Here is a 16,714-nt window from a genome sequence, read left to right on the forward strand (position 1 = left end):
TCTTTACGCCCCCTGCGTCAGGTTCTCGGCCTGCTCAAGGCTCCGCGTCGAGTTCCCGGCCTCGGGCTGTCCGCGTCAGGCTTCCGGCCTTCTCGGGCTGCCCGTGTCATGCTTTTGCCCTTCTCGGGCCACCTGCGTCAGGCTTCCGGCCCTTCGGAGCGCCCGCGTCAGCCGCTGGTTCCTCGGACCGCCTGTCTCAGTCGTCGGCCCTTCGGGCCGCCTGTCTCAGTCGCCGCTCCCTCGGGCCGCCCGCGTCAGCCGCCGGTTTCTCGGGCCGCCTGTCTCAGTCGCCGCTCCCTTGGAGCGCCCGCGTCAGCCGCCGGTTTCTCGGGCCGCCCGCCTCAGCCGCCGGCCCCCCGGACCGCCCGCCTCAGCCCCCGCCCCCTCAACCCGTTCCGTGGGTTTCCTCTGTGTCGTAGTTCTGGCGGGCCGCGTGGACCTCGTCCATGTGGGTTTCCGCCCAGGTTTTTACGGCCGTGAGGAGGTGGGCGAGGCTGTGGCCCAGTGGGGTCAGTTCGTAGTCGACGCGGATCGGGACCGCGGGGGTCAGTTCGCGGGTGAGGATGCCGTCTCGTTCCAGGGCGCGGAGCGTTTGGGTGAGCATTTTGGGGCTTACGCCGGCCAGTTTGCGGGCCAGGCCGCTGTAGCGGAGGGGGCCGGGGGCCAGCGCGCAGACGACCAGGCCGGCCCATTTGTCGCCGAGGCGGCCCAGGAGCTGGTTCGTGGGGCAGTCCTTGATGAACGCGTCGTACTCGTTGCGTGCCTGGGCTTGGCGCTGGGCCGCTGTCGTGGTCGCCATGGCTCACCTTTCGGGGAGGTACGCACTCCTGGGTAACTACTTCCCGTCGGATAGTAACTGTTCCTAGGGTCGTGGCAGCGGGTCGGGGGAGATTCCCCAAGTCGGCCTGGAATTAAGGGAGTTGCTGTCATGCGTGCTGTCGTGGTCCGGGAGTTCGGTGGTCCGGACGTCGTGGAGGTCGTCGAGACGGAGGTGCCCGAGCCGGGTGCGCGGGAGGTGCGGATCAGGGTGGCCGCCGCCGCGCTGAACCCCGCCGACGTCGCCGTACGGAGTGGGATGTTCGGGGGTGCCGGGAAGCAGGTGGGGCTCGGGTGGGACGTCGCCGGAGTGGTGGACGCGGCCGGGGTCGCGAGCGTGTGGGCGCCGGGGGACCGGGTTGTCGCTCTCGATCACGGGATCTCTCAACCGCTGGGCGCGCAGGCGGAGTTCGTGGTCGTCCCCGTCGACGCGGTCGCCCTCGCGCCGGCCGGGGTCGACGAAGTGCCCGCGTCCACGCTGCCGTTGAACGGGCTGACCGCACTCCAGGGCCTGGACGCACTGGAGTTGAGGGCCGGGCAGTCGTTGCTGGTGACCGGTGCCGCCGGGGGCGTGGGGGCGTTCGCCGCTCAACTCGCCGCGCATCGGGGGGTGTCGGTGACGGGGCTCGCGCGGGAGCGGGACGCCGAGTACGTCCGGGGGCTCGGGGGCGTGGAGTTCGCCGCTTCCGTGGAGGGCGAGTTCGACGCCGTGTTCGATACGGCCGTGCTGGGGGAGGCCGCGCTGGGGTGGGTGCGGGACGGGGGCGCGTATATGGGGGTGATGCCGCACGGCGAGCCCGCTTCCGTGCGGGGCGTCCGGACCTCCGCCGTGCAGGTCGTCGCGGACGGGGCGCAGTTGGCCGGGCTGGTGAAGCTGATGGAGGAGGGCGTGCTGACGACCCGGGTCGCCGGGACGTACCCGCTGGAGGAGGCGGGCGCCGCGCACGCGCGGTTCGCGGAGGGCGGGGTCGGGGGGAGGCTCGTGCTGGTCCCGTAGAGGGATGGTCGTACGACTTCAGTGCAGTGTCTGGACGTACGCCTCCGGGGGTACCCCCACGGTCTTGGTGAACGCGCGGATCAGGTGGGACTGGTCGGCGTAGCCGAGGTCTGCGGCGAGGGTGGGCCAGTCGGGGGCGTGCGCGGCCTGGTCGAGGGCCTCGTGGAGGCGGTAGCGGAGGATCGTCCACTTCGGGGTGACGCCGACGTGGGTGGCGAAGAGGCGCTGGAGGGAGCGGGGGGAGAGACCGGCGGCGTCCGCGACGTCCGAGACCTTGCGGAGCTCCCGGGTCTCACGGATCTGGGCGACGAGGCGGGTGGCCAGGGGGATCTGGGGGTCGGGGGTGAGGGGGAGGGCGAGGAAGTGGGCGTCGAGGACGGCGATGCGGGGGCCGTCGTCGCCGGGGGTGGTGAGGTCCAGGGCGGGGAGGAGGGTGGCGAGGGGATCGCGGAGGGCCTCTCGGGGTGGGTTCCGCGCCGCGTCGCGTACGGCCTCCGGCTCCGCTGCGCCCCGTACGGCCGCCTCGCGCACCGCCTCGGACGTTGCCTTGCGCGCCGCCCCATGCGCCGCCTCGGACGCGGCCTCGTGCCTGGCTTCGGACGTCGCCTCGGGCATTGCCTCGCGCGTTGCTTCGTGCCCGGTCTCGCGCGCCGCCTTCGATGTCGTCTCGGATGCGTCCTCGTGCCTGGCCTCGGACGTAGTCCCGGACGTCGTCCCGCGTGTCGCCTCGTGCCCGGTCTCGCGCGCTGACTTGGACGTCGGCTCGGACACGGCCGCATGTCCGGCCTCGGACGTCGCCCCGCGCGTCGCCTCATACCCGGCCTCCGACGTCGCTCCGCGCCCCGCCTCCGACGCCACCCCGGACACCACCCCGCGCCCCGCCATCCGCCCCGGCCCCCGTATCCCCCCTCCCGCCGCCTCCTCGACCGCCTCGTCCAGCGGCAGCACCCTCCCCGTCCACCACCCCGCCGCCACCCCCGGCGCGAACGCCCTGATCGCCCCCGGGCGGAACTTCACCCCGCACACCCTTCCCCTCCCCGTGAGGGTCCTGGTGTACAACCCCCGGGGTATGCCGGTCAGCTCCGCGTACGGGGCGCCCCCATCCTCGTCCCACTGGAAAGTGATGTTCACCGCCGGGTGCGGGATCACTCTGGAGGTGTACGGGGTGGGGAGGTCCCAGTCGATCAGCCAGTAGCGGTCTATGTACGGGCGGAGCGGGGGCGCCGGGAGGTGGCGGCGGAAGTGGACGTGGGTGAGGAGGGTCGCCGGGTCGACGATGCCTCGGGTGTCCTGGGGGGCCGCCATCGGGGCATCGTATGCCTGGGAATACCTCTGGAGAGGGACGCGTTCCGGCGGTATAGTTCAAGCGTCAACTACTTGGAGAGTGAGCGGGCATGCAGTTCGGGATCTTCACCGTCGGGGACGTCACGCCCGACCCCACGACCGGGCGGACGCCGAGCGAGCGCGAGCGGATCAAGGCGATGGTCGCCATCGCCCTCAAGGCGGAGGAGGTCGGGCTCGACGTCTTCGCGACCGGGGAGCACCACAATCCGCCGTTCGTGCCGTCCTCGCCGACCACCATGCTCGGGTACGTCGCCGCGCGGACCGAGAAGCTGATTCTCTCCACCTCCACGACGCTGATCACCACGAACGACCCGGTGAAGATCGCCGAGGACTTCGCGATGCTCCAGCACCTCGCCGACGGGCGCGTCGACCTGATGATGGGGCGCGGGAACACGGGGCCGGTCTATCCGTGGTTCGGGCAGGACATCCGCGAGGGCATCAACCTCGCGATCGAGAACTACGCGTTGCTGCGGCGGCTGTGGCGCGAGGATGTCGTTAACTGGGAAGGGAAATTCCGTACGGCGCTCCAGGGATTCACGTCCACGCCCCGGCCGCTCGACGAGGTGCCGCCGTTCGTCTGGCACGGTTCCATCCGGTCGCCGGAGATCGCGGAGCAGGCCGCTTATTACGGGGACGGGTTCTTCCACAACAACATCTTCTGGCCGGCCGATCACACGAAGCGGATGATCGAGCTGTACCGGGCGCGGTTCGCCCACTACGGGCACGGGACGCCGGAACAGGCGATCGTCGGTCTCGGCGGGCATGTCTTCATGCGGCGCAATTCGCAGGACGCGATGCGGGAATTCCGGCCGTATTTCGATGTTGCGCCGGTCTACGGGCACGGGCCCTCGCTGGAGGACTTCTCCACGCAGACCCCGCTGACCGTGGGAACGCCGGAGCAGGTCATCGAGAAGACGCTGCGTTTCCGGGAGTACGCCGGGGACTACCAGCGGCAGCTGTTCCTCGTCGACCATGCCGGGCTGCCGTTGAAGACGGTGCTCGAACAGCTCGACATGCTCGGGGAAGAGGTCGTTCCGGTGCTGCGGAAGGAATTCGCCGTGGGGCGCGGGGCGAATGTTCCCGAGGCGCCCACGCACGAATCGCTGCTGGCCGCGAAGAACGCAGCGAACAACACCGCGAACAACACCGCGAAGAACTCCGAGGAGGCCGCCGTATGAAACTCGTCGTCGTTTCCGCCGGGCTGAGCGTTCCCTCGTCCACCCGGCTGCTCGGGGAACGGCTCTCCGCCGCCGTCGAGCGGTCCGTACCCGGTATCGAGGTGGAATTCGTCGAGCTGCGGGAACTCGCCGTGGAGATCGCGCACGCATTCGTGAACGGTTTCCCGGGGACCGGGCTGCGGGCCGCGTTCGACTCCGTCGTCGGCGCCGATGCGCTGATCGCGGTCACCCCCGTCTTCTCGGGCTCGTACAGCGGCCTGTTCAAGTCCTTCTTCGACCTCCTCGACAAGGACTCCCTCGCCGGGAAGCCGGTCCTGGTCGCGGCGACCGGCGGCACGGCCCGCCACTCCCTCGTCCTCGACCACGCCCTGCGCCCCCTCTTCGCCTACCTGCGCGCTGTCGTCCTGCCGACCGGCGTCTACGCGGCCTCGGAGGACTGGGGCGCGGAGGGCCTGCCGGCCCGGATCGAGCGGGCGGCCGGGGAACTGGGCGCGCTGCTCCAGGGCTCCTCCGGGGTACGGCCGCCGCGGCCGAGGGACGAGTTCGCCATCGACGTACCGTTCGCGGAGCGGCTGGCGGCGCTCGGCGGGGGCGGCCCGGAGTGACGGCGGTCCGTGTTCGTCGTTTCGTCGTACGGACCGCGCGCTTCCGGAATTTCCGGGGTTCGGTTGTCTTCGGGACGGTGAGAGGCAGGTAAAAAGGGTGATCGTCATGCCGGTCGTCGCGGTGGGATAGGCGTTCGGCTTGGCAGACTGGGCGGGTGCCTCAGACCGTGTTGCTTGCCGAAGACGACCGAGCCATCCGCCATGCCCTGGAGCGGGCGCTGACGCTGGAGGGATATCAGGTCACGGCGGTGGCGGACGGGGTGGAAGCGCTCGCGCACGCGCACAAGTCGCCGCCGGACGTGCTGGTGCTCGACGTGATGATGCCCGGGATCGACGGGCTCCAGGTGTGCCGGGTGCTGCGGGCCGAAGGGGACCGGACGCCGATCCTCATGCTGACCGCGCTGGTCGAGACCGCTGACCGGATCGCCGGGCTCGACGCCGGGGCCGACGACTACGTCGTCAAGCCCTTCGACGTCGAGGAGGTCTTCGCGCGGCTCCGGGCGCTGATGCGGCGCAGCGGCACCGGCCCCGTCGCCCCGGCGAGCGCCGTCCCCGTGCCGAAGGAGCCGCCCGTGTCCGACCGGCACATCGAGGCCGCGGGGCTGCGGATGGACCCCCAGGCGCGCCGGGCCTGGCGCGGGGCGCGGGAACTCGAACTCACCCGGACCGAATTCGAACTCCTCGAACTCCTCGTCCGGAATTCGGGGATCGTTCTCGACCATTCCACTATCTACGACCGTATCTGGGGATACGACTTCGGGCCCGGTTCGAAGAATCTCGCCGTCTATGTGGGATATCTGCGGCGGAAACTCGACGAGCCCGGTGCACCTCAGCTGATTCACACCGTCCGAGGTGTGGGGTACGTCCTCAGGGAGGACTGAGTGGACCGGCTGCGCCGGCTGCTCGCGCACCGGCGTCCGGGGCTCGCCGCGCTCGGTACGACGTTCGCCGTGTCGTTCGCGGCGGTCACCGCGGTCGTGACGATGCTGGTCGGCATCCTGTCGTACAACGCCGCGGCGCGGCTCGTGCGGGTCGATCAGCAGACCGTGTTCAGCGAGGTCGTCCAGGATCTGCGTGACGAGGTCCGGCAGCAGAAGATGACGCCGGAGGACTTCTCGTCGTCGGCGCCCGGGCACGATCTCGTGCGGCCCGCCCGGACGAACGTGCAGGTGCTCGGGTCCGGTGGGCAGGTCGTCGATCCCGGGCAGCCGAAGTTGCCCGTCACCGATGCGGACCGGGAGATCGCGGTGGCCAAGGTCGCCGGAACTCTCGTCGAGCACAAGGACGTTGACGTCGGCAGTGACGTCTATCGCGTCGCCACCGTCTCCCTCGGGCGGGGCTGGGGTGCCGTTCAGGTCGCCCAGGAGTTCAGCGGTACCGAGGACTTGTTGCGCAACCTTCAGCAACGCACCTTTCTGCTCATGGGAGTTGTCGTCACCGCCGCCGGGCTGTTCGGCTGGTGGCTGGCTCGCCGGATCACCCGGAGGCTTGTCGTTCTCACCATGGCTGCGGAGGACGTCGCCCGAACTCGCCGTCTGGGTATCCAAGTTCCCGTCACCGGGTACGACGAGGTCGGGCGGCTCGGGCGTGCCTTCGACCGGATGCTCGGGCGGCTTGCGCAGTCCGAGGAGGATCAGCGGCGGCTCGTCCAGGACGCGGGGCATGAGTTGCGTACGCCGTTGACCTCGCTGCGTACGAATATCTCGCTGCTGCGGCGGATAGACGAACTCCCGCTCTCCACAAGGGAGGAGCTGGTTGCCGACCTTGGGCAGGAGGCGCGTGAGCTGACCGATCTCGTCAACGAGCTCGTCGATCTTGCGGCGGGGCAGTCCGATGCCGAGCCGCCTCAGCGGGTTGACCTTGCGGACATCGCGGAGGAGGTTGCCGGGGTTGTGCGGCGGCGTAGTGGGCGCGAGATCGTCGTACGTGTCAGTGGTGATACGAGCACCGATGGGCGGCCGGGGTCGCTTCAGCGGGCTGTGTCCAATCTGGTTGAGAACGCGACCAAGTTCGACCGGGACGGGAAGGGGCCGATCGAGATCAGCGTGACCGGGCCTGCGCGGCCCGGGACCGTGCGGGTGGAGGTGCTGGATCGGGGGCCCGGGATCGCGGAGGACGATCTGATGCGGGTGTTCGACCGGTTCTATCGGGCGGCTGATGCGCGGTCGTTGCCCGGGTCGGGGTTGGGGTTGTCGATCGTGCGGGAGGTGGCGTTGTCGCATGGGGGGACGCCGTATGCGCATCGGCGGGCGGGGGGTGGGTCGGTGATCGGGTTCACGGTCGGGGGTGGGTGAGGCGGTGTAGGGCGGCGAGTACGGGGGGTGCGAGCGTGTTCGGGTGGGTGGTGTCGTGCAGTAGGTGGTCCACTCCCGGTAGTGGTACGCGGCCCGGGCCGGTGGTCTGCGCTTGACGTAGGGCTGTGGTCAGGGCGTTTGTTGTGGTGCAGGGGATCTGGGCGTCGTTCGTGCCGCATGTCAGGAGCACTCTGGTTTCTGGGCGGAGTGCGGCTGCGGTGTCCGGTGGGTTGATGGCGTCGTCGGTCTGGATGAATCGGGCGCTTGGGCCCTGGAATGCCTCGAAGAGTCGGGCTATCGCGGGGGGTAGGTCGGTGGTGTCTACCGGTTGGTGTGTGCGTAGGGCTGTGATGGCGGTGTCGATGGCCGCGTCGATGGTGCGTTGCTGTTCCGGGGTGAAGTGGCCCTGGCGGGTTGCTTCGGCTACCTGGGACTTGAGTTGGAGTGCGATCAGGTCCAGTAGGCGGAGTGCCTGTGGTTGTAGGAGTGCGAGGCCCTCCGGGCGGGGGTGGACGGTGCTGCCCAGTAGGAGTGCTGTTAGCGCGCCCTCGCTGTGGCCGACGATCAGTAGCGTGTGCGGGTTGGTTTCCGGTTGGTCGCGCAATGTCTCGTAGGCGGTCTGTGCCTGGCGGATGAAGGCCGGGTAGTCGAGGGTTTCCGGGTGGGTCTGGTAGGTGCCGAGGCCGGTGCGGCCGGTGCCGTACTTGTCGAACCGGAGGGTGGCGATTTTGTCCCTGGCGAGGGCGTCGGCCAGTTGGGACAGGGTGTTCGGCGTGGATGCGGGGGGCTGGTTGCCGTTGCGGTCGGTGGGGCCGCTGCCGGGTAGGAGGAGGGCTGCGCGTAGGCGTTGGCCGGTGTGGTGTTCGGGGATGTGGAGGGTGCCGTATGTGGTGGTGCCGTCGGTTGTGAAGGTGATTTCGCGGGTGGTGGCGGGTACGAGGGTGGGGGTGGCGGTGGTGGGGTTGGTGCGGGTGCGTTGTGGCTGGTCGCGCAGTTCCCCGCGCCCCTTAGGTTGGAGGGGGTGACTGTGGGTTGTCGGGTGCGGGTCGGTGAGGGCTGAGGGGGTGGGTCCGGTGGGGCTGGTGCGGGTTTGTTGTGGCTGGTCGCGCTCACGCGGCGGTAGCCGCATGTCAGATACAGTCCCGCGCCCCTTAGGTTGGTGGGGGTGGATGTGGGTTCGTTGGGTGCGGGTCGCCGTGGGCGGGGTCGCGGTGGCCGAGATCGTCGTGGCCGGGGTCGCGGTGGCCGGGGTGGCCGTGGCGGCGGTCAAGGCCAGCACCGTTGCCGTTAAGAGGTGGAACATCGGGCCGCCTCCTCTCAGGCGAGAGCCTTTTCGATCAGGGTGACCGTTGCGCGAGGGTCGGCTACCTGGAGGATCAGGCGCCTGTAGCGCTCGTCGGCTAGTTCGATCACTATCGCCTTTGCGGGGTCCTTGACGTCCCAGAAGTTTTTTTCGCCGTCCTGGTGGAAGGTGCCTGCTGTGATGACGCCGGGGACGTGGGAGCCCGGTGCGCGGATTCCCTTGGGGTCCGTGGTGATGCCGGGGTCGGCTGTTGCGCCTCGGACGTTGGTCAGGGGGATCGTCAGGCTGCCCTTGAAGGCCCAGAGTTTGTCCAGGCCCTCGATCACCACGACCAGGTTGTCGCCGTCGATGCGTATCAGTGCCATGCCGGGTTCTCTTTTCAGGTGAGAGGGCCTAGGGCGCTTCTGATGGATCTCCGCGGCGTCGCGACGCCCGGCACGCACTCTCGCCGCACCGCGCGAAAGCCCCCGTAGCTCCGCTACGAAGACTTCCACGCGGCACACCGAGAGCACGCACCGAACGCCGCTCCTTCTCCCACGGATATCCATCAGAAGCGCCCTAGGTGCTGGGTCAGTGCGGTGGCGACGCCGGTGGGGGTGCCGCGTAGGAGGATGCCCAGTGCGGCGGCGGTGAGGGCTGCGGCCAGGTCGGTGGGGACGTCGAGCGCGTCGGCGATTGTTCGGTCGACTGTGGCCAGCGCGGTTGTTACCTCGGACGCGACCTCCTCGTCCACCGGGGCGCGTTCTACCGCTGCCAGGAGCAGCAGGCCGAGGTCTGCCGACGTGATGAGTCGCAGTACGGTCGCGGCGTCCGGTGCGTCGGCCAGGGCGTCGAGCAGCGGGCGGACGTCGTCGGTCAGGTGGCGGCGCAGGGCGATCAGGTAGAGGCCCCGTTTGCTGCCGAACGTCTTGTACAGGCTGTTGCGGTGTACGCCTAGGTGGCTGACCAGGTCGTCTACGGACACGCCGTCGTACGCGCGCCCGCCGAACAGGTTCACGGCGGCGCGTACCGCTTCGTCCTCGTCGAATGCTCTTGGCCTGCCCATGCCCCCTACGGTAGACAGTTGAGGAACGATCGGTCAAGAACGATCGTTCCTTAATTGGTCTCGTACTTGGGAGGGATGTGCGCGTGTACACCGAGGCGGAGGCCGCTGTGCTGGCGGCGGTCGATGAAGCGGCGTTGGGGCGGACCTTGATGGAGCTGGTCGCCGTGCCGAGTGTGACGGGGAGTGCGGCCGAGTCGGAGATCCAGCGGGTGCTGGCGCGGAAGCTGGAGCGGCTGGGGGCTTCCGACGTCGATCTGTGGGCCATGGATCTGGGGGAGTTGTACGCCGATCCGGGGTTTCCCGGGCTTGAGGTGGAGCGGGACGAGGCGTGGGGGTTGGTGGGGTACTTCGGGGGGCCGGGGGAGGGGGCCGGGCTGATACTTCAGGGCCACGTCGATGTCGTACCTGCGGGGGATCCCGGTGCCTGGGACGGGGACCCCTTCGTGCCTCGGGTGCGCGGGGATCTCGTGTACGGGCGCGGGGCCTGTGACATGAAGGCCGGGATCGCCGCGCAGCTCGCCGTGCTCGGGGCCCTGCGGGAGTCCGGGGTGCGGCTTCGGGGGCGGCTCGGGGTGCACTTCGTCGTGGGGGAGGAGGACGGGGGGATCGGGGCGTTCGGGACGTTGAAGCGGGGGCATACCGGGGGTGCCTGCGTCATCTCCGAGCCGACCGGGGGGACCATCGTCACCGCCAACGCCGGGGCGTTGACCTTTCGGCTCGCCGTCAACGGGCTTGCGGCGCACGCGAGTTCGCGGGAGCGGGGGGTGAGTGCGCTCGATGCGTTTCTGCCGGTTCACCGGGCGTTGGGGGAGCTTGAGGCCGAGCGCAATCGGGACGTCGATCCGCTGCTCGCCGAGTATCCGATTCCTTACGCGCTCTCCGTCGGGACCGTCCGTGCCGGTGACTGGGCCAGCAGCGTGCCCGATCTCCTGGTCGCCGAGGGGCGGTTGGGGGTGCGGCTCGGGGAGGAACCCGCGCTGGCGCGTGCCGCGTTCGAGGCGCGGGTCGCTGAAGTCTGCGCTCAAGATGCGTGGTTGAGGGACCATCCTGTGGAAGTCACCTGGCCCGGAGGGCAGTTCGCGAGCGGGCGGCTTCCCGCCGGGCACCGGCTCCTGGATCTCGTCCAGCGCGCCCACGCCGATGCGAACGGGGGTGCCGTACCGCGCGAGCGCGGGGCGACGTACGGCAGCGATCTCCGCCATTACGCCGGGGCCGGGATTCCCACGCTTCAGTTCGGTCCTGGGGACATCGGCGTCGCGCACAGTGCGCGGGAGGCCGTGTCGGTGAGGGAGACGGTGGGGGTGGCCAGGGCGCTGGCGCTGGCGGTGGTGCGGGAGTTGGGGACGGTGTGAGGGGCGGCGCGCACTCCGACTTACGGCGCCCAGTCCCACGTACCGCGCGCGCTCCGACGTACCGCGCGCTCCGGCGACGTACCCCGCGCGCATCCCGACGTACCCCGCCCAGTGCTACGTACCCCGCGCACCCCCCGTACCGTACGCACCCCGTCGTACCCGTGTAATACCCCCGAGCCACCCGCCTAGAAAGCCGCCGTCGACCCCATGGTCTGGGTACTAGTACCCGTACCCCCCGCAGACGTCCCCGCCGTCGTCCCCTTGCTCTCCGTCATGAACGTCTTCCAGCCGCCCGCCGGGGCTTGGCCGACGTCCAGGGTGCGCAGCTTCTCCAGGACCTCCGGCTTCTGGACGTCTATCCAGTCCGTGAACTGGCGGAAGGAGACCATGCGGACGTCGGCGCCCTTCTCCTTCTCCGCGGCGATGTGCTTGAACGCCTCCTCGACGGAGTCCATGTAGATGCCGCCGTTCCAGTGTTCGAAGTGGTTGCCGATGAAGAAGGGGGCGCGGTTGGTGGTGTACGCGCGCTCGAAGCCCTGGATGTAGGCGCCGGCGGACTGCTTGCGCCAGCCCGGGTAGTTGTGGGCCGGGGCCTTCGTGGAGTTGAGGGACTGGTTGGCCATCATGTTGTAGTCCATGGACAGGACCTCGAACTTGCGGCCGGGGAAAGGTATCGCCTGGAGCGGGAAGTCCCAGATGCCGTGTCGTTTCTTCGGCCAGACCTGGCGGCCACCCGGCGAGGACGCGTCGTAGCGCCAGCCCAGCTCACGGGCGGTCGGCAGCAGGTTGTCCTGGCCGAGGAGGCACGGCGTGCGCGCGCCGACGAGTTCCTTCTCGTAGTCGAACGGGAGCGACGGCATGTCGGTCCACCCCGTGTTCGTCCGCCACTCCTTGACGAACGCCTTCGCCTGGTCGATCTCGCTGCGCCACTGCTTGGGCGTCCAGAACTTCACCGAGCCGTGCGCCTCACCGCAGAAGTGCCCGTTGAAGTGCGTGCCTATCTCGTGCCCCTCCAGCCAGGCGCGGCGGACGTTCGTGAGGGTCGCCTTGACGTGGTCGTCCGAGAGGTAGCCGATGTCGGAGGCGCCGCGCCGGTTGTTCGGCGGCTCGTACAGCCGCTTCTTGCTCTCGGGGAGCAGATAGAGCCCGGAGAGGAAGAACGTCATGGACGCGCCGTGCTCCCTGGCGAGGTCCAGGAAGCGGGGGAAGAGGCCGTTGCCGACCTCGCCCGCGCCGTCCCACGAGAAGATCACGAACTGCGGGGGCTCCTGGCCGGCCTCCAGCGGCACGGGCTTGGCCGGCTGGTGCGGCTGCTTGCCGGTGAACGACGTCGAGCCGTCCCCGATCGGCCGCGCCGGCGCGCTGGGACTGGCGCTGCCCTTGGGGGAGCCGCTCGCGGAGGGGCCGCCGTCCCCGGAGTCGGATCCGGAGGAGGTGCCGCAGCCGGTCAGTCCCGCCGCCGCGGCGGCGCCCGCACCGAGTCCGAGGGCTCCCCGTCGGGTGAGATTGCGCATGGAGCTGTCCCGTTCGTCGCACTGTCTCTGGTGGGTCACTCATTCAGAGGACGTATCGAACGACGAGGTTCCCGGAGAAGTTCCGGGTTTGGTAACAGGAGCAACCTTTTTCGGCCGTTACCGCAAGAGGTGACAGCCGTTACCGCAAGATCCTTACGCGCCGAAGGCCTTGTCCTTACCCTTCACCGGCTTCGCACCCGCACGCAGATGCGCGGGCACCAGGTCGATCGCGGGCTCGGAGTACCCGACGGAGACGATGCGGTCCCCCTCGTACGTGAAGGTCGTCAGCGAGGCCAGCGTGCACTGCCGCTTGCGCGGGTCGTGCCACAGGCGGCGGCGCTCGACGTACGAACGCACGATCCAGATCGGCAGCTGGTGGCTGACCAGCACGGCTTCGTGGCCGCGCGCCTGGTCACGTGCCGCGTCCAGCGCGCCCTTCATCCGGACGACCTGGTCGACGTACGGCTCTCCCCAGGACGGCTTGAACGGATTGACGAGATGCGGCCAGTTGCCCGGTTTCTTGAGCGCGCCGTCGCCTACGCCGAACGTCTTGCCCTGGAAGAAGTTGCCCGCCTCGATCAGCCGCGCGTCGGACGCGAGGTCCAGGCCGTGCGCCTTCGCGATCGGGGTCGCCGTCTCCTGCGCGCGCTCCAGCGGGGACGCGACGACGTACGTGACGTCCCGGGGCGCGAGGTGCTCGGCGACCCGGTCGGCCATCTGCCGTCCCAGCTCGGAGAGGTGGTAGCCGGGCAGGCGGCCGTACAGGATGCCGTCCGGGTTGTGCACCTCGCCGTGCCGCATCAGGTGGACGACGGTGAGTTCCTTGGCTGTGCTCATGCTGCCGTGGCCTCCGCGGCTGCTCTGGCCGCCGCCGGGAGGGCGTCGGCGATCTTCTGTACGGCGCGCTCGTCGTGCGCCGTCGACACGAACCACGACTCGAACGACGACGGCGGCAGGTAGACGCCGTTCGCCAGGAGGGAGTGGAAGAACGCGGTGAAGCGGTACGACTCCTGCGCCTTCGCGTCCTCGTAATTGCGCACCGGGCGGTCGGTGAAGAACACCGAGAACATGTTGGAGGCGCTCTGCACGGTGTGTGCGACGCCCTCCTTGGCCAGGGCCTGCGAGACCAGTGCCTGGAGCTGCTCCGATACGGCGCCGAGTTCGGCGTACGCCGCGTCGTCCAGGAGCTTCAGCTGGGCGAGGCCCGCGGCCGTCGCGACCGGGTTTCCCGAGAGGGTGCCCGCCTGGTACACCGGGCCGGCGGGGGCCAGGTACGCCATGACGTCTGCGCGTCCGCCGAACGCCGCTGCCGGGAAGCCGCCGCCCATCACCTTGCCGAAGGTCATGAGGTCCGGTACTACGCCGTCTACGCCGAACCAGCCCGCCCTGCTCGTGCGGAAGCCCGTCATCACCTCGTCCGAGATGTACAGCGCGCCGTTCTCCGTGCACAGGTCCTTGAGGCCCTGGTTGAAGCCCGGTAGGGGGGGTACTACGCCCATGTTGCCCGGGGACGCCTCCGTGATCACGCACGCGATCTCGCCCTGGTGCAGGCGGAATGCCTCACGTACGGCGTCGAGGTCGTTGTAGGGGAGGACGATCGTGTCGCCGGCCTGTGCGCCTGTGACGCCCGGGGTGTCCGGGAGCGCGAAGGTGGCCAGGCCGGAGCCTGCCGCTGCTAGCAGCGCGTCTACGTGGCCGTGGTAGCAGCCTGCGAACTTCACGATCTTCGCTCGGCGGGTGAAGCCTCGGGCCAGGCGGATCGCGGACATCGTCGCCTCGGTGCCGCTGGAGACCAGGCGGACCTGTTCCAGGGGGGCGATGCGGGTCACCATCTCCTCGGCGAGTGCTACCTCTCCCTCGCCGGGGGTGCCGAAGGAGGTGCCCCTCGCTACGGCTTCCTGTACGGCGGCGATGACCTCCGGGTGGGAGTGGCCCAGGATCATCGGGCCCCACGAGCAGACCAGGTCCACGTACTCGCGGCCGTCGGCGTCCGTGAGGTAGGGGCCGGTGCCGGAGACCATGAAACGGGGGGTGCCGCCGACGGCCTTGAAGGCGCGGACGGGGGAGTTCACGCCGCCGGGGGTGACGGTGGAGGCTCGGGTGAAGAGGGCCTGGGAGGCGGGGGCGGTGTAGGGGTAGGGGGGTTCGGTCATGGTTGGGGGGTCTCCGGCTTGCTGGGGGTGGGGCGAGGTCGGGCGGGGTGAGACCTCCTCAGGGTAGGCCAGGGGGTGGGGGAGGGGGCGGGGTGTCCCGGGGCGGGGTTGAGGGCCCTGCGGGCGCGCGACTGGTTTGTGGGTGGGGTCGGGGTGCCGGGGTGCGGCGAGCCCGTCGCGGGTGGTGTTGGCCAGTGGGGTAGACCGAGCCGTGGGCTGCTGTCTTCGTAAGCGACGGGCTGCGCCGCACCCCCGGCACCCCGCTCCCCGCCGTTTGCGGCTCTCCCGGCGTGCGGGGCAGGCCGGGGCGGGCCTGCCGGTTGCGGGTCTCCCGCCGTACGGGTGTGGCGGGGCGGGCTCGCCGGGTGCGGGTCTCCCGTCGTACGGGGCCAGGCGGGGCGGGGGTTCGGTGGGGTGCCCTAAGGGTGTCGTCGGAGTGTTCCGTGTGGGCCGGGGCAGGTGTTGGCGGGGCCTCCGTCGCTGTATCTCCGGGCAGTGTTCGGGATCTGAGAAACTGGGATCTGATACATACAGCTCACACGGGCCGTACTGAACGGGGACCGGGACGATCCCGCGGACAGGATGTTTCACCGCACGTTTCGGCGGGCGGCCGTGGGGGAGGTCACTGACACGATGATCGGGTTGCGCGGGCGGTACCGCGCGTCCTAGAAAAGCAGTCGGGTGGAGATATGCATCGCGGTGGCGGACTGGGCGAGGGGACCGATGACCTGGGTCCTCGTCGTGCCCGGCGGGGAAGGCACCGGCGCGACGCGGAGGAAGCAGACGAAGCACAGCAGACATTTCAGGCACAGGGCGAGTCCGAGGAGATCGGTCGGCTGATCCGACCCCGGACCGACCGCCTCACGGCGGGGAGCGGGAACGGTGGTCGGGTGGGCGTGACGTACAAGTACTTCGGTGCCCCCGACGGCGCTACGGCGGCCCGCGTCCCCATCTCGATGCGCCCCGAGGAACTCGGCGGCGACGAGCTGGGCATGAACGGCATGTTCACGAAGATCAAGCCGGAGACGATGGCGGCGATGGTCCTCACGGGCATCGAGGGCGTCCCCCTCCACAAGGTCCCGCCGCTCGAACTCGTCGTCCTGCACCCCGACTACGCGGTGGTCAAGCTGCCGATGACGGTCGTCGATCCCCTGCGGGACATAGGCGAGGAGGCGGTCGGGGCGGCGGCCTTCATCTGGTCGACGGTTCCTGATCGTGGGGGGCCTCGGGATGCGTTCAATGTGTATCAACTGCTGCATGAGTGGCAGGACTTCAGCCATCGGTTGCATGAGGCGGGGCATCAGCCGTATTGCCTGGTGTGGCCCTGAGCGGTCGCCGGGAGCTGTTCGGTGGCTGTGAGGGGGCGTTCTGTCCCGGAAACCCCGTCTGAAATGCGGGTTTTCGGGTGGGAGGGGGGTGTGCAAGATCCTCAGAACGGGCATGCGAAACTTTTCACATGAGTGCCGCCAGCCGTGTGTTCCGGCGTTCGAACAGCGCCTTCGAGAAGAGGTTCCCGTCGCGTCGGGCCGTCCTGATGGCGGCCGGTGCCGCCGTGGGAGGGCTGGTGCTGTCCGCGTGTTCGTCGGGGGGGACGTCCGGCGGAGGCGGGGACACGCACTTCGTGATGGGGACCGACGGGATCGCCCGGGTGAAGGCGGGGCAGCGGGACGCGGTGCCCGACCTGTCGGGGGAGACGGTGGCCGGGCCGCGGCTCGACCTCGCCTCGTACAAGGGCAAGGTCGTCGTACTGAACGTGTGGGGGTCCTGGTGCTCGCCCTGCCGGGCCGAGGCGCCGGGGTTCCAGAAGGTGTCGGAGAGCCTCAAGAGCAAGGGCGTCCAGTTCGTCGGGATCAACACCCGGGACGCGAACAACGCCAACGCGCTCGCCTTCGAGAAGCAGATGGGGGTGACGTACCCGAGCCTGTCGGACCCGACGGGGAAGCTGCTGCTGCGCTTCAAGAAGGGGACGCTGAACCTCCAGTCGATCCCGTCCACGCTGGTCATCGACCGTGAGGGCAAGGTCGCCGCGCGCTCGCTGTCGCCGCTGAGCGAGGAGCGGTTGCGCGAGATGATCGACCCGGTGCTCGCGGAGAAGGCGTGAACACGATCGCCG

Annotated in this window: 16 protein-coding genes; 8 read left to right on the plus strand and 8 right to left on the minus strand. The window is 69.7% G+C overall.

Translation table 11 applies throughout. From position 1 onward, the window contains the following. Window positions 1–385: 385 nt before the first annotated feature. A complete protein-coding gene (locus J8M50_RS27790; protein ID WP_010353909.1) occupies window positions 386–799 on the minus strand; it encodes a winged helix-turn-helix transcriptional regulator in 414 nt (137 codons plus the stop codon). Window positions 800–928: 129 nt separating this feature from the next. Between J8M50_RS27790 and J8M50_RS27795 the strand changes: the two genes are divergently transcribed. Further along, complete coding sequence (locus tag J8M50_RS27795; RefSeq protein WP_010353910.1) at window positions 929–1,813, plus strand: NADP-dependent oxidoreductase; 885 nt, start codon at window positions 929–931, stop codon at window positions 1,811–1,813. Between the two features lie 18 nt (window positions 1,814–1,831). Here the strand turns inward: J8M50_RS27795 and J8M50_RS49790 are convergent, their stop codons facing one another. Then, window positions 1,832–3,118 (minus strand): DUF6597 domain-containing transcriptional factor, encoded by a 1,287-nt coding sequence (locus J8M50_RS49790; protein WP_010353911.1) that lies wholly within the window; start codon window positions 3,116–3,118, stop codon window positions 1,832–1,834. A gap of 89 nt (window positions 3,119–3,207) precedes the next feature. Between J8M50_RS49790 and J8M50_RS27810 the strand changes: the two genes are divergently transcribed. The 4 genes from J8M50_RS27810 to J8M50_RS27825 all read left to right on the plus strand — a co-directional run bounded on the left by J8M50_RS27810 (window position 3,208) and on the right by J8M50_RS27825 (window position 7,234). Continuing rightward, window positions 3,208–4,335: an LLM class flavin-dependent oxidoreductase gene (locus tag J8M50_RS27810; RefSeq protein ID WP_010353912.1), complete on the plus strand. Its 1,128-nt coding sequence runs from the start codon at window positions 3,208–3,210 to the stop codon at window positions 4,333–4,335. Continuing rightward, entirely contained in the window at window positions 4,332–4,940 is a 609-nt protein-coding gene (locus J8M50_RS27815; RefSeq protein ID WP_010353913.1) for an FMN reductase, read from the plus strand. The genes J8M50_RS27810 and J8M50_RS27815 overlap by 4 nt, the downstream gene beginning before the upstream one ends. Window positions 4,941–5,095: 155 nt before the next feature. Beyond that, a complete protein-coding gene (locus J8M50_RS27820) occupies window positions 5,096–5,821 on the plus strand; it encodes a response regulator transcription factor (protein WP_010353914.1) in 726 nt (241 codons plus the stop codon). Beyond that, window positions 5,822–7,234: a sensor histidine kinase gene (locus J8M50_RS27825; RefSeq protein WP_010353915.1), complete on the plus strand. Its 1,413-nt coding sequence runs from the start codon at window positions 5,822–5,824 to the stop codon at window positions 7,232–7,234. On the opposite strand, the gene J8M50_RS27830 is transcribed toward J8M50_RS27825, so the two are convergent. The 3 genes from J8M50_RS27830 to J8M50_RS27840 form a co-directional block, all read right to left on the minus strand. Continuing rightward, on the minus strand, window positions 7,215–8,537 hold the full coding sequence (locus tag J8M50_RS27830) for an alpha/beta hydrolase (RefSeq protein ID WP_223786343.1): 1,323 nt from the start codon (window positions 8,535–8,537) through the stop codon (window positions 7,215–7,217). The two genes, J8M50_RS27825 and J8M50_RS27830, sit on opposite strands and share 20 nt — an antisense overlap. A 14-nt stretch (window positions 8,538–8,551) precedes the next feature. Then, window positions 8,552–8,902: a hypothetical protein gene (locus tag J8M50_RS27835; RefSeq protein WP_010353917.1), complete on the minus strand. Its 351-nt coding sequence runs from the start codon at window positions 8,900–8,902 to the stop codon at window positions 8,552–8,554. Between the two features lie 182 nt (window positions 8,903–9,084). After that, on the minus strand, window positions 9,085–9,582 hold the full coding sequence (locus tag J8M50_RS27840; protein ID WP_029183888.1) for a TetR/AcrR family transcriptional regulator: 498 nt from the start codon (window positions 9,580–9,582) through the stop codon (window positions 9,085–9,087). A gap of 77 nt (window positions 9,583–9,659) precedes the next feature. On the opposite strand from J8M50_RS27840, the gene J8M50_RS27845 reads away from it, so the two are divergent. Next, a complete protein-coding gene (locus J8M50_RS27845) occupies window positions 9,660–10,934 on the plus strand; it encodes an ArgE/DapE family deacylase (RefSeq protein ID WP_010353919.1) in 1,275 nt (424 codons plus the stop codon). 185 nt (window positions 10,935–11,119) lie between these two features. Here the strand turns inward: J8M50_RS27845 and J8M50_RS27850 are convergent, their stop codons facing one another. The 3 genes from J8M50_RS27850 to hemL form a co-directional block, all read right to left on the minus strand. Continuing rightward, on the minus strand, window positions 11,120–12,448 hold the full coding sequence (locus tag J8M50_RS27850; RefSeq protein WP_010353920.1) for a polysaccharide deacetylase family protein: 1,329 nt from the start codon (window positions 12,446–12,448) through the stop codon (window positions 11,120–11,122). 153 nt (window positions 12,449–12,601) lie between these two features. Then, a complete protein-coding gene (locus J8M50_RS27855; RefSeq protein ID WP_010353921.1) occupies window positions 12,602–13,285 on the minus strand; it encodes a histidine phosphatase family protein in 684 nt (227 codons plus the stop codon). Continuing rightward, window positions 13,282–14,601 carry a glutamate-1-semialdehyde 2,1-aminomutase gene (gene hemL, locus J8M50_RS27860; protein ID WP_010353922.1) on the minus strand — a complete coding sequence of 440 codons (1,320 nt, stop codon included), beginning with the start codon at window positions 14,599–14,601 and terminating at the stop codon, window positions 13,282–13,284. Before hemL ends, J8M50_RS27855 begins: the two co-directional genes overlap by 4 nt. A 689-nt stretch (window positions 14,602–15,290) precedes the next feature. Here hemL and J8M50_RS27865 point away from each other — a divergent pair. Both J8M50_RS27865 and J8M50_RS27870 read left to right on the plus strand, forming a co-directional pair. Then, window positions 15,291–15,929, plus strand: coding sequence for a hypothetical protein (locus tag J8M50_RS27865; protein WP_178854957.1), 639 nt, complete (start codon window positions 15,291–15,293; stop codon window positions 15,927–15,929). A 128-nt stretch (window positions 15,930–16,057) separates the two neighbouring features. After that, window positions 16,058–16,702, plus strand: coding sequence for a TlpA family protein disulfide reductase (locus tag J8M50_RS27870; RefSeq protein WP_010353924.1), 645 nt, complete (start codon window positions 16,058–16,060; stop codon window positions 16,700–16,702). The last annotated feature ends 12 nt before the right edge of the window (window positions 16,703–16,714 follow it).

Source organism: Streptomyces acidiscabies, assembly GCF_020010905.1.
Classification (GTDB): Bacteria; Actinomycetota; Actinomycetes; order Streptomycetales; family Streptomycetaceae; genus Streptomyces; species Streptomyces acidiscabies.